This is a genomic window from Shewanella sp. OMA3-2 (assembly GCF_021513195.1).
Lineage (GTDB): Bacteria > Pseudomonadota > Gammaproteobacteria > Enterobacterales > Shewanellaceae > Shewanella.
In genome coordinates this window covers 954,411-967,579 of sequence record NZ_CP090974.1, presented here as the reverse complement: position 1 = coordinate 967,579, position 13,169 = coordinate 954,411, and the positions used below count along the sequence as shown (strand labels likewise).

Annotated in this window: 13 protein-coding genes; 6 read left to right on the top strand and 7 right to left on the bottom strand. The window is 41.2% G+C overall.

What is annotated here, in order from left to right; all coding sequences use genetic code 11:
- Positions 1 to 69 precede the first annotated feature (69 nt).
- Positions 70 to 579 (top strand): AlbA family DNA-binding domain-containing protein, encoded by a 510-nt coding sequence (locus tag L0B17_RS04270; RefSeq protein WP_235087828.1) that lies wholly within the window; start codon positions 70 to 72, stop codon positions 577 to 579.
- Here L0B17_RS04270 and L0B17_RS04265 read toward each other — a convergent pair.
- From L0B17_RS04265 to lptM, 6 genes are all read right to left on the bottom strand, one after another.
- Positions 566 to 1,315, bottom strand: coding sequence for an HAD-IA family hydrolase (locus L0B17_RS04265; protein ID WP_235087826.1), 750 nt, complete (start codon positions 1,313 to 1,315; stop codon positions 566 to 568). The two genes, L0B17_RS04270 and L0B17_RS04265, sit on opposite strands and share 14 nt — an antisense overlap.
- Before the next feature lie 12 nt (positions 1,316 to 1,327).
- Entirely contained in the window at positions 1,328 to 2,218 is an 891-nt protein-coding gene (gene xerC / locus L0B17_RS04260) for a tyrosine recombinase XerC (protein WP_235089570.1), read from the bottom strand.
- A 123-nt stretch (positions 2,219 to 2,341) separates the two neighbouring features.
- Positions 2,342 to 2,971 carry a DUF484 family protein gene (locus L0B17_RS04255; protein WP_235089567.1) on the bottom strand — a complete coding sequence of 210 codons (630 nt, stop codon included), beginning with the start codon at positions 2,969 to 2,971 and terminating at the stop codon, positions 2,342 to 2,344.
- Between the two features lie 124 nt (positions 2,972 to 3,095).
- Positions 3,096 to 3,923, bottom strand: coding sequence for a diaminopimelate epimerase (gene dapF, locus L0B17_RS04250; RefSeq protein WP_235087824.1), 828 nt, complete (start codon positions 3,921 to 3,923; stop codon positions 3,096 to 3,098).
- 25 nt (positions 3,924 to 3,948) lie between these two features.
- Complete coding sequence (gene lysA, locus L0B17_RS04245) at positions 3,949 to 5,193, bottom strand: diaminopimelate decarboxylase (protein WP_235087822.1); 1,245 nt, start codon at positions 5,191 to 5,193, stop codon at positions 3,949 to 3,951.
- A gap of 15 nt (positions 5,194 to 5,208) precedes the next feature.
- On the bottom strand, positions 5,209 to 5,397 hold the full coding sequence (lptM, locus tag L0B17_RS04240; protein ID WP_235087821.1) for an LPS translocon maturation chaperone LptM: 189 nt from the start codon (positions 5,395 to 5,397) through the stop codon (positions 5,209 to 5,211).
- A 79-nt stretch (positions 5,398 to 5,476) separates the two neighbouring features.
- On the opposite strand from lptM, the gene cyaY reads away from it, so the two are divergent.
- A complete protein-coding gene (gene cyaY, locus L0B17_RS04235) occupies positions 5,477 to 5,806 on the top strand; it encodes an iron donor protein CyaY (RefSeq protein ID WP_235087819.1) in 330 nt (109 codons plus the stop codon).
- 28 nt (positions 5,807 to 5,834) lie between these two features.
- Here cyaY and L0B17_RS04230 read toward each other — a convergent pair whose 3' ends face one another.
- Complete coding sequence (locus L0B17_RS04230; RefSeq protein ID WP_443019936.1) at positions 5,835 to 8,093, bottom strand: class I adenylate cyclase; 2,259 nt, start codon at positions 8,091 to 8,093, stop codon at positions 5,835 to 5,837.
- Positions 8,094 to 8,713: 620 nt separating this feature from the next.
- Here L0B17_RS04230 and hemC point away from each other — a divergent pair.
- The 4 genes from hemC (at position 8,714) to L0B17_RS04210 (ending at position 12,819) form a co-directional block, all read left to right on the top strand.
- Complete coding sequence (hemC, locus tag L0B17_RS04225; RefSeq protein ID WP_235089558.1) at positions 8,714 to 9,643, top strand: hydroxymethylbilane synthase; 930 nt, start codon at positions 8,714 to 8,716, stop codon at positions 9,641 to 9,643.
- 10 nt (positions 9,644 to 9,653) lie between these two features.
- Positions 9,654 to 10,376 carry a uroporphyrinogen-III synthase gene (locus L0B17_RS04220; protein WP_235087817.1) on the top strand — a complete coding sequence of 241 codons (723 nt, stop codon included), beginning with the start codon at positions 9,654 to 9,656 and terminating at the stop codon, positions 10,374 to 10,376.
- Positions 10,377 to 10,453: 77 nt separating this feature from the next.
- A complete protein-coding gene (locus tag L0B17_RS04215) occupies positions 10,454 to 11,650 on the top strand; it encodes a uroporphyrinogen-III C-methyltransferase (RefSeq protein WP_235087816.1) in 1,197 nt (398 codons plus the stop codon).
- Positions 11,647 to 12,819, top strand: coding sequence for a heme biosynthesis HemY N-terminal domain-containing protein (locus L0B17_RS04210; RefSeq protein ID WP_235087814.1), 1,173 nt, complete (start codon positions 11,647 to 11,649; stop codon positions 12,817 to 12,819). Before L0B17_RS04215 ends, L0B17_RS04210 begins: the two co-directional genes overlap by 4 nt.
- The last annotated feature ends 350 nt before the right edge of the window (positions 12,820 to 13,169 follow it).

The following is a 13,169-nucleotide window of genomic DNA, read 5'->3' as shown; positions in this document are numbered from 1 at the left end:
ACTTTAGGCTTTCTTTTCTAGTCATTTATTCATAAGCTAAAATGAGAATATCAATTATTGGTAGCCCCTATGAAGACTCATTGTTATCCAACCTTTGCTTTAGATGACATTGCTAACTTGCATGAATCTGTTCAGGTTGAATTTAAATTAGCAGGCGGGCGGGATGGCAACGGCCAGTTGCCAGAAGTAATGTGGGAAACCTATAGCGCCTTTGCGAATACCTTAGGAGGGGAAATCATTCTAGGCGTGAAAGAAGACCACGGTGAATTTAGTATTGAGGGTATTGTTAATCCTATGCCTATGCTCAGTGAAATTTGGCAAATTCTCAATAATCCACAAAAAATCAGCCACAATATTCTATCGCCTACCGACGTACAAATTATTGAAATTATGGGTAAGAAGTTGATTCGAATCCATGTGCCTGCGGTTGACCCCAAACTTAGGCCTATTTATATCGGCACTGATCCCTACGGTGGTAGTTATTTTCGCGTAGATGATGCCGACATGCACGCCAGCCATGAGCAGGTTGATCAAATGAAACAACGTGCGGGTGTGGTGCTAAAACCTAAATCAAGCTAACCAGTGACGACAACTGATTTATCGCGATATGGGGTAATAAACTTGCAGGGCTTTTATGCTTTTTTTGCTGACAAGGGTTTAGCCAAACGGTCTGGCATCCAGCCGTTTTAGCCCCGACAATGTCTGAGTTAGGGTGATCGCCTACATGCAGTAATTCTGACGGCTTGATCGCTAACTGTTTACAGGCTAAATCAAACATATCAGCAGCTGGCTTCATTTTAACCCCATAGCCTGGATGCAAAACAAACTGCATTACCGCATCTAAACCAATACGACTCGCGTCCACATTACCATTAGTAATACCCACTAAAGTAAAGTGTTGTTTTAATGTATTAAGCGTAATAAGTATATCTTGAGCGATAGTGAAATCACTGCGATAGTGCTGAAAACAATCTAACTCGGCTTGCGCCCCATGGCTGGCGTCCATTTCACTATAACCTAACTGCATTAACCCTTGACGTAGCATGGCGTAGCGCGCTGCGGAGGTATCATGCACTAATTCCGGCTGTTGCGTTTGCAGTGCAAGTTTACAATGTTGCCAGTCAGTCGCCGTCCAACGGCTAGATTTAGGGTACTTACTGTGTAACAGGCTAAATGACTCCGCAACAGCCTTGCTGATGATAGGTTTGTTATCATATAAGGTGTCATCTAAGTCAAAACTAATAGCTTTAAAAGGCTGAAGCCGTTGATATTGAACTATATCAGCTTGGGTTTGCTGCGCTAAGGTATGCACCATTATGAGTTCCCCTTATTTTTTTTTCGCTCTAGGATGAGCACCATCGTAGACCTTAGCCAGATGCTGAAAGTCTAAACTGGTATAAATTTGAGTAGTAGAAAGATTGGCGTGACCCAGTAACTCTTGTACTGCACGTAAATCAGCACTGGATTCAAGCATATGTGTCGCAAAAGAATGACGTAATTTATGTGGATGCACTTTGATCGATAATGCTTGCTCTTGGCCCCACTTATTCATTCTTGCTTGAATGCTACGGTGCGATAGTCGCTTGCCTTGGTTACTGACAAACAAGGCATTACCGGCATCTTGAGTTGGCATGTCTGCACGACGTTCAAGCCATGAGGCTAACGCCTCCATAGCCATCTTTCCTACTGGCACAATTCGTTGTTTACTGCCTTTACCCATGACTTTAACTTCAGCATTATCAAACTGAATATCATCATAATTTAAGGCTGCGAGTTCAGCTAAACGTAGCCCGCTAGAATAAAATAACTCCATAATAGCTTTATCACGAGTAGCCAGCGGATCATTAGCGTCAATATCCAGTAAATGACTAACTGCATCAACATCCATATTTTTAGGCAGTGGTTTATTTTGCTTGGGTGCGCTGAGGGTTTTAGCAGGATTTATTGCCACAACATTCTCACGCAGTAAAAACGCATAAAATTGTTTTTGTGCCGACAAACTTAATGCAATGGAGCGCGGACTTAATCCTTGTCGATGCAATTTGGCTAGCACACTTTGTAACTGCTCGCGGGTAGCCATGTGCAAATAAACATCTTCGCCCAGTAAGGATTGAGCACGATTGAGCTCAAAAAAATAATTGCGAATAGTGTAAGCCGATAACTGACGTTCAAAGGTCAGGTATTGGCGATATTGAGCCTGCCAGTCGGTTTGTGTTATCACTGCAATTCCTGCTTAATGTGTGCACGCAGCCGCATCTTGAACGCCATAACCTTGAATATCATATTGTTTGAACACTACACCAAGACTAGACCATGCACGAATCAGTTACCAATCACTAGGTCAAAATGTCGCTAATAAATGGCTCAGCAAGCGACGTAATTGGCTAAATAATAACGAATCCATATTAGGGTAAAAATGAGCAGCGTCTGCGCTCGCTATGGCAAATATGACCTGACCATTTTCAGCAGATAATCTGGTTAATGCAACAGAACCAACTTCACTACCAAATAAACGTTTTGATTCTGACTGGGTTAATCGGCCAAAATAATAATTATTGTGAATGCGATGACGCCAAATATTAGCTAATTCACTGTCAATATCATGAACGGTAATTAAACGCACATGGGTGAAACCAAATTCAGCCTTTAATCCTTCAAACAATGTTTGCCTAAGTTCACTTAGCTCTTTGCAAGCCAGTAATTGAAATGACAATTCATTATTGAACAAAAAAATGCGCTCATTCTGCTTTGCCACATTCATTAGTGCGGTAATTTCTTCTTCAAGCTGAGTCACCTTACTGCGCAGCATTTCTTGCCTTCGCTCAACCAGTGACACTACCCCACGCTGATGATGATTCAACTTTAGCGCGATCAATAACTCAGGGTGACGATTGAAAAACTCAGGGTTATCGAGTAAATATTCACGCACTAGATTTTCATCTAACACTTGGTTACGAAAATTCGCCAACATTTCAGCGCTCAAATCTTGACCAATTGCATCAATATCTGATGGTGCGTTTGATAATGTATCTTGGTTTGATGCCACATCAGCAGTTGACGTTATCTCACTCATAAAAAATTAATCTACCTAAATATTACAACTGTATTTGACCATCATATACATGTTCAGCTGGACCTGTCATCCACAACGACTTGCCTTCACCTTCCCAATTAATGGTCAATGAACCACCCGGTAAGTCCACTCGAACTTCTTTATCTAACTTATCTTGTAGTATACCTACCGCAACAGCAGCACAGGCTCCAGTGCCACAAGCAAGCGTTTCGGCAGCGCCACGCTCATAAACCCTAAGCTTAATATGACCTGAGCTTATCACTTGCATAAAGCCCACATTCACCCCTTTAGGGAATCGTTCGTGGTTGGTTAGCATGGCACCTATTTCCGCAACCGCTGCATTTTCTACGTCTTCCACTTCTAATACACAATGTGGATTCCCCATGGAAACGGCACCACATAAGAAAGTCTGCATCGGTGTTTGCAGTAGATAGGTTTTTTCACTCTTTTTAGCTTTAAACGGAATGTGATTAGGGTCTGTTACAGGTACGCCCATATTCACCGTCACTAAGCCATCCCGTTCAATACGCAGAGTTATTTTACCCGAACTGGTGCTGACGCGAATTTTATTCTTGTTGGTTAAGCCTTTATTACGCACAAAACGAGCGAAGCATCGCGCGCCATTACCACATTGCTCAACTTCGCTACCATCGGCATTAAAAATACGGTAATGAAAATCTAAATCAGGATCATAGGGAGGTTCGACCAATAATAATTGATCAAAACCAATCCCAAAATTTCGATTAGCTAATCGACGTATTTGCTCTGGCGAAAAAAATACATTCTGGGTAATACCATCAACAACCATAAAGTCGTTACCTAGCCCATGCATTTTAGTGAATTGAATCAAAGGTGTTTCCTTTTCCATTTACTCATTAAGGTAGCAGGTGTTCACCTTGCCAAAGTTGCGCCACGGTTTCACGCTCACGCACCAGTATATCCTGTTCACCATCAACCATCACTTCAGCCACCCGTGGGCGAGAGTTATAATTGGATGACATCACAAAGCCATATGCACCACTTGAACGTACTGCTAACAAGTCGCCTGCTTTAACCGCTAATTGTCTGTCTTTACCTAAAAAATCACCGGTTTCACATACAGGGCCAACGACATCATAAGCCTGAGTTGGTGCGGTTGTTTTTATTACGGGGATAATATTCTGCCATGCACTGTAAAGGGATGGGCGGATTAAGTCGTTCATTGCTCCATCCACAATTGCAAAGCGTTTGTCGCTGTTTTCTTTGAGGAACAAGACTTCAGTAACAAAAATACCCGCATTGGCAGCAATAGCTCGTCCTGGTTCAAAAATCAGCTTGATAGGTCTTTGCCCTAAGCGTTCAAGTAACGCTGCGGCGTAGGCATCTGGATGAGGAGGTGTTTCATTATTGTAAGGCACACCTAACCCGCCGCCTACATCAAAATGCTCAATCACAATACCTTGTTCAGCTAAACGGTCTATTAAAGACAGCATACGATCCATAGCATCTAAAAAAGGTTTTAATTCAGTTAACTGCGAGCCAATATGGCAATCTACCCCTTTAACATGTAAATGAGGTAATTCAGCTGCACGGGCAAAAACCTGTTCAGCCTCTTCCATCGCAATGCCAAACTTATTTTCTTTTAAGCCGGTAGAAATATAAGGGTGCGTTCCTGCATCTACATCAGGATTAACCCGTAATGATACCGGCGCGATTTTACCTAAACGGCCAGCGACCTCATTTAACAGTTCAAGTTCGGCACTTGATTCAACATTAAAACAATAAATACCGATCTGTAATGCCTGCTCCATTTCAATGACGGTTTTACCTACACCGGAAAAAACCACTTTTTTAGGGTCACCACCGGCTTGTAACACTCGTGACAATTCACCGCCAGATACAATATCGAAACCACTACCAAGGCGGGCTAAGGCGTTGAGTACACCTAAGTTAGAATTCGCTTTTACCGCATAACAAACCAAATGAGGATGATTAGCGACAGCCTTATCAAAAGCATGCCAATGGCGCTCTAGTGTTGCACGGGAATAAATATACAGTGGCGTACCATATTTTTTGGCTAATCCACTGACGTCACAACCTTCGGCAAATAAATTATTGTTTTGATAAGTAAAAAAATCCACAATGCGTTCCCTATATTATTGCTGCTTATCAGCTATTGATTCTGCTTCTGTTGGTGCTTCTGCCGGTGATGCTTTTATGTCAGTCGTCACTGGCGCTGCGGAAGTTTTATTGTCTTCCGGTGCGGGAGTTTTATATAAAGGCCCTTTCTGACCACAGGCACTTAGCACTAGGCTAGCAAGCAAAAGTAATAAAAGCAGTCTCATTTTTCTCAACATCTGTGCATCTAATCAATAAAGGCCTTATAATCGCATTCATCACGCAGAAAGCAAAGGATAGAAATGCATGGCTATGACAGATACAGAGTTTCACCAATTAGCTGATGAAATATTCAGCGCAATCGATAGTGCTATTGAAACCGCAATTGACGAGCAAGACGCGGATGTGGATATCGACTATAGCGGTAATGTAGTGCAATTGACCTTTGAAGATGGTTCGCAAATTGTGATCAACAAGCAAGAACCTTTGCATGAGATCTGGTTAGCGACCAAAACAGGTGGATATCACTTTGCTTACCAAAATGGTAAATGGTTAGACACCCGTAATAACATTGATTTTGTACCATTTGTGCTTGATTCAATTGCAAAACAAGGTGGCATAGTGATTACAATTTAATCACAGCTACCATTGTTAATGGGCTTAACTAGAAAGTTGAGCCCATTTCATCTTCCGTTACGCCAAAAGGCTCTACCTGCAATACGCCCTCTTTTCTCACTAATCGAAAAAATTGCGGCATATTAAAAAATGCCTGCTGATCACTATGGCTGTCTTTCAGAAAACTTAAACTCTGTTGACTCACTAACTGGCCGATCGTCATATTGTCGAGCACGCTATGCGTCAATACATTCGTTTCATCGACTAAAATAACTTCCAATTTATGACCCAATGGACGCAAAAAAAACTGTTTTGCACCTTGAGCTACATAACGTTGAATAATTGCTGGTACCGTAGAAAATGGTTCATTATTAAGCTCTGGGCGAGGTAAATGAGTCACTAGGCGGGGCCTGTTATAGTGAAACAGAGTGCTAGCGCTAGTTAACTCTTTATAAACCATACCCAAGGAGTTGAAATGTAGACCGTATTTTTGACTGCCAATATTGAGTTCAATTAGCAATGTTTGGCTGTCACTGACGTTTTGAATGGTTTGATGGCATAGTCTCAATAGTTGAGTCAGTTGGTCCTGGATTTGTTTGACCAACTTAGCTGAACAGGATAATACCGATACCTGACTTTGTGCATTGGCACGTTTCAATCCTAGTACTAAAAAAGACAGTGCCTCTAATACAGCAACTTCACCTTCAAAGCGATGACTGTGCCATTCACCCCAACTGTTTAGGCTGATAACATCAATACTCGACACCATATTTTGCTTATCACGACCTAAAGACAAAATATCACCATTCATATAATCGACCATGATCTCTTGCCCTAGCCATTGCTCAGTAACATCATTATTCATATTGGCGATAACAATCACATGCTGATAAAACCAAGGTTGGCATAAATGGCGTTTGGTCACTTCAATGTTATGATTAACATTTGGCATTAACCTTTTCGCTAGACGTGCTAATTTGGTGGCGTAAGCTTTATCTCGTCCTATGCTATACCAATATGTTTTATCGGTAACCAACCCATTCATCACTGCCCAAGCGACTACATCTACGTCTGTTTTTCCGACAAACAATGCTTGCTGTCCGATTAGTTTGTCCGCGACACTGGCACCTCTAAACAATTGATATTGAGTCTTCTTTTTTGAAAACCATACCGCAAGTTCTGGTTCACTTACATTTAGACTCCACAGTGGATTCAGTGGTGGTAAAGTATGAGGGTCATCACTGAAAGAACCATGTAGCTTACGCGCTAATAGGCCAAGCTCCTCAACTCTCATGCGATCGCTAAGTTCATGCTTAGAAGCAAACTGCAGCAGGTTTTTATAGCTAGCAAGCAACAACTCATTTAACTGCTGGTTAAACCATTGTAATTGACCAGAATGCCAGTTTTTTGCATTGTCTAAGGTGACTAATAGACTATAGGGCCAACGCCAATTGGTGACCATATCCGTTAATTTTTGATAACGCCAATCACGCTGTGTTTGTTGTGGTTCAGATAATGCGATGCCGCATTTAAGGTAAAAACAACGTCGTACAATTTCAAGCCTTTTAACTTCTCGGCGGGAGAATAAATAATGTTCTATACGCTGATATAGAATAAGGTAAGCATCATTATCTTCAGAAAAATTATCATTTAAACAATATTGCCAAACTTTTTCTGTAGCCATGTGATTTTGCGGATATTCGCTAGCGTAAACCTCAAGCAACAATACCTTGAGTAACGCTTTATGCGGCTTATTGAGACCTTTATATAACTGCCATAAAGATGCACCAAAATACTCACTAGCAGGTAAATTTTTCAAGTCTCCCAAAAACAGTAATTCATCACCACTTGCTTCAGGCCACCAAGCCACATGTTTACCTGCTAATCGAATATGGGTGCGATAAAATTCTTCCAATAACAGCCAATGCTGCACAGAACCACTGTGCTCTTCTCCTAATGGTTGGCAGTTCTCATACAAACTGCATTCGCGGAATTGATTAGGATGAATAAAGTAAAAATTCACTTCAAAATCAAATTGAGCAAACCAAGTTGTTAATTGAACAGCTTTTCTATGGAGTAAATTTATACCTACCTGACTCAAGGTTCTGTTATGCACTAACCAGATGTCGACATCACTATTGACGTTTTGGCCAAAACTGGATGAGCTTCCCATGGCGTAAATGCCTTCAAATGCATCAGGTTGCTCAGAAGTTGCTGATATATAAGGAATGCCGATGATTATACATGCTTGCTCGAGCGCAGATGAAAAGTTGAAACCAAAAACTCCCGATGGTGTTGCAGCATCGATAAAACCCGCAATTGAATATGATTAATCTGTAAAAGGTAAGGTATGAGTAAGAACAACTGATACTGTTGTTGGGGCAAAGTTAACTTAACCCGTTGTAACCTCAACGAATTCAATTTTTCAGCACGATAAATTGCGCTAGTATTGTCAGTATTTAAATGGGGGGAACTGTGCAAAGATTTCAACCTTAAATCCCCCATCTTCGCGACGCCATCGTTCAACACCATAGTCTGTAACTCATTTTGATGCACTGGGGTGGGCTATATCTAATAATCTATTTATATGCGACAAGGTTAACATTAAATTCAATTTTGGCAATCTGCCCAAAGGTCGTATACAAAAAATCAAAGGCATAATCAATGCTACTGGTGATCAAACAACCATTAACCGCACACCATACCACATGTAGTGCTAAATCAAGCTTAACCTCGCCTAACAATTTCATCTTCTTTAAATAGCTTTGGTACTACTGCTGTTTTATCGTTCCCCTAATATCAAGCAGATCAAGACTAAATGACGAGATCATCGCGCAACTTCAAACAATTTCAACACAGTTATGACAAACTCCTTAATCCAATGTTAGCATTAGCGCAATTACTGTTAGTTGATGGATAAATATGGCTATGTCTGAAAACACTATTCGTATCGCAACCCGTAAAAGCCCACTGGCAATGTGGCAAGCTGAGTTTGTTAAAGCTGAGTTAGAGCGCATACACCCTAGTTTAATTGTTGAGCTGCTTCCAATGAGCACTAAAGGCGATGTTATGTTAGACACGCCATTGGCTAAAGTAGGAGGTAAAGGGCTGTTTGTAAAAGAACTTGAAGTTGCCATTATGGAAGGCCGTGCCGATATTGCAGTCCATTCAATGAAAGACGTACCTGTTGATTTTCCCGAAGGTCTAGGTTTACAGGTTATTTGCGAACGTGAAGACCCACGTGACGCCTTTGTGTCTAATAGCTACAAAACAATTCAACAATTACCCCAAGGTGCAGTAGTTGGTACATCCAGCTTGCGTCGTCAGTGCCAAATTCGTGCTGCTCGCCCTGATTTAGTTATCAAAGATTTACGCGGTAATGTCGGTACCCGTTTGGCTAAACTAGATAGTGGTGACTATGATGCTATTATTCTTGCTGCAGCAGGTTTAATCCGCCTTAAATTGGCACAACGTATCGCAAGTTTTATTTCTGCTGAAGAGTCATTACCAGCAAACGGCCAAGGTGCTGTGGGGATTGAGTGTCGCACTAATGACGAGCGCGTGACAAACTTGTTAGCGCCACTTGAGCATTTAGAAACCCGTTATCGCGTACTAGCAGAACGCGCAATGAATACACGCTTAGAAGGGGGTTGCCAGGTGCCTATTGGTGCCTATGCCGAAATTGTCGGCGATACTTTAACGCTGCGTGGTTTAGTCGGTAATCCTGATGGAAGTCAGGTGATTACTGGTCAGGTTGTAGGTGATAAAACACACGCTACCGAGCTTGGCCAGGCGCTCGCTGATGACTTATTAAGCCGTGGTGCTAAAGCCATTCTTGATGCTGTTTACGCCCAGTAGCGGCTAAAATATGAAAGTCTTGCTGACGCGTCCAGAAGGTCGTAATCAAGATATGATCGAGCAACTTGATTACTATCAAGTTGCTCATATAGTCACTCCCCTTTTAAGCGTAGAAGCGACTAATCTCCCGCCTCCAGATTTTTTTAATAACGCTGATAAGCTAATTTTTATTAGCACTAATGCAGTCAAATTTACCGTAGAAAAATGTCATCACGTATTGCCCACTCAATGCCATTACTTTGCCGTAGGTCAAGCCACAGCCGATACATTAAAACAGTATAATTTGCCAGTATTTTCTGCCCCAGAAAATAGCCAAGACAGTGAAGGCCTTTTGTCGCTGCCGCAACTGCAACATATTAATAAACAATCTATTATTATTTGTCGCGGCTCTGGTGGACGTGAAACAATCGCTGAACAACTTGCACTACGTGGGGCTGATGTCAGCTATTGGGATGTATACCAACGTTCATGTCCAACATTCGATAATCTACAGGTTTTTCCACAGTGGGTAGATTTCGGTATCGACACAATTGTGGTCACTAGCGGTGAGATATTAACCAATTTAATTGCATTAATTCCAAAAGAGTTATTTGCATGGTTAGATTCATGTCATATCATAGTGCCAAGTAATCGTGTGAAATTACAGGCAAATGCACTAGGTTTACACAGAGTAACTAATGCAAATGGAGCAAATACTCAAGCAACACTTGCTGCATTAGGTTTAACAGCGTAATTTCACCCGTTAACACTGTTTAATGATAGTGAGACTCTCACCGTCAATTTGTCGTATTTTGCTTTCAAGGACTGTTCATGGAAAATAACAAACTCGAATCCACTGACGTTGATACTCATGATCTAGTATCTAAACCTCAGGCAAAGGGCGACTCACCTCAAGCAGCAAAAGCTGCCTCTCCTGCGCTAAAGCGTCAACCTGGTCCTTCAAGTCGCCACCGAAAATTACGCAGCTCATGGTGGATTCGATTAAGTATTTTTATTAGTTGGCTTGCTGCAGGTACTGCTATTGCAGGTTGTTATTGGCTTTATTTACAGCTCAACTCACAACAAGACCAGCAACAAGAGCTAGCCGTTGAATTAACTGTGCTTGAAACAAACAATCAAAAACTAAAGCAAGAGTTGCTGCAGTCACTCTCCGGGCCAAGCCAGCGTATTGCCCAATTAGAACAGCAACAAACTAATGATGCTAAAGCTTATCAGCAGCTGGCTGTGCTACAACAGGCTCAGAAACAACTACAAGAGCGAGTGGCAGTCGTCGCCCAACGTAGCCCAAACCATTGGATGGCGTCTGAAGCTGATTATCTAGTGCGTATGGCAAGTAGAAAACTCTGGCTTGAAAAAGATCCTCAAACGGCTGCTAGCTTATTGCAGTCGGCTGATAACCGCATTGAAGCAATGAAAGATCCCGCATTACATCAACTTCGTAAAGCCATTGCACTGGATATTGCCGCAACTCGTTCGATTAAAGCAACCGATGTCGCAGGGTCAGTTTATGCCATTGATGCCGTAATAGACCAAGTGGCTAACCTCCCCTTAAATCAAGCTGACACAGATTTAACTGTGGATCAATTAGCTGAACCGCTATCTGATTCCATTGATGACTGGCAAACGAATTTATCTAAGTCATTTAAGCAATTTATTGCAGGTTTTATTACTATTCGCGAGCGCACGACTGACTTAGAGCCACTACTACCATTAGAGCAACAATGGTATTTAGTCGAAAATGTACGCCTAAAATTGTTACAAGCTCAGTTTTCGTTGCACAACTATGATCAACAGGGTTATCACAGTGCTATTGATTATGCTCATCGTTGGGTAAAACAGTATTTTGATAACAAAGATCGTCGAACCCAAAATACGCTTGCTGAGCTTGAAGAGTTATCACAGCTTTCTATTGAATCTGTTAATGCTTATCAGTTTAAATCTACACCGCTGTTACAACAGTTAATGACTTACGGAAAAATGATGCCTGAAGAGGAGCCAGCACTATGATAAAAATGTTGGCTTATGTGATTATCATTCTGTTAGGTTTGTGTGTCACGCCGTATCTTTTAGAAACCAAAGGCTATATCTATATTGCAATATGGGACTATCAAATAGAAACCAGTTTAGCTTTTGGCTTATTTGCATTAATCGCTTTTTATATTGGCCTTGCGTTGACTAAAAGAGTCTTAGTATTGCTATTAACTTTAGTGTTAAGCAGTCGCTATTTACCTGAACGTTGGCGTAGTAAAAAAGCCAAAAAGCAAACCTTAATGGGTGCATTGGCCTTAGCAGAAGAAGATTGGCCAACCGCCGAAAAAGCGATGATCAAAGGTGCTGAAAATGGCGAACTACCAGCACTTAATTATTTTGCAGCAGCACGAGCTGCGCAACATCAACATAAAATCACCGAACGCGATGATTACCTTGCTAAAGCACAATTGGATCCTTTAGCCAAAACGGCTGCATTAACAACTCGTACACGCTATTTATTGAAACAAGGTGAATTAACTCAAGCCCGCACTCTGCTCAATGAACTTGAGCCTACAAGCAAAAGCAAAGACTCGGTGATAAAACTGGCAGCAGATTTATATCTAGCTCAGCAAGATTGGGCTGCGCTGAAATTAATCATGCCTACTTTAGCGAAACGACATGTCTATTCTGATGAAGAAATCATCGAAATAACGACTCAAGCTAATGTTAACTTAATTAATCAAGCTGCTGATAAAACGGCGAGCGAGCTCGATAAATGTTGGGGGTGGTTAAGTAAATCTGAGCGAAATCAGACTCAGACCTTAATTGCATACCTTTATGGATTATGTAAGTTACAACGTAGAGATGAAGCATTAAAGCTATTATCAAAACAATTAAAGTCTAATCCTGTTGAGCCCTTATTCGAGGCTGTTGCTGAAATAGCCACAGCGCATGATAGTGATATTCGAAAATTACTCAGCAAATTTGAACAAACCCATGAAAACCTTGTCGGTTACCAAGAATGCTTAGCAAAATTAGCCTTACAAACTCGTGATTTTAAACAAGCCAAAATACATTGGTACAATGCCTGTCAAATTGCACCTAGTCGCGCTAGATGGTTAGCTTTAGCGCAAGTGCAAGAGCAACTGGGTGATAATACCATGGCAATGCAAAGCTATCGTCATGCGGTAAACTCTAGTCACTAGCAACCAGCAACCAGCAACCAGCAACCAGCAACTTAGATTATTATATTTGCCATAAAGCCTGCATAAACTTGCAGGCTTTTTTGTATTGTTTCGCTCTAGTCACACTAAAGTAAACTAAACTTTGATAACTTATTGCCAAACACTTAGCAAATTAGACTGTGATTCTAATAACAGCTTTATGCAACATCATGTTGAATTTACCGTACATTATTCATAAAACGATATCAGCCTTTAACCCTTACTTTATATCATTTTTAAATACGTCTTTGAATGATATATGGACAGTTCTTTCCTCTTTTCAAAAATATTTCAGTAAGTTAAGTTCATCTCGCCAACGTCAAAAAATTGAC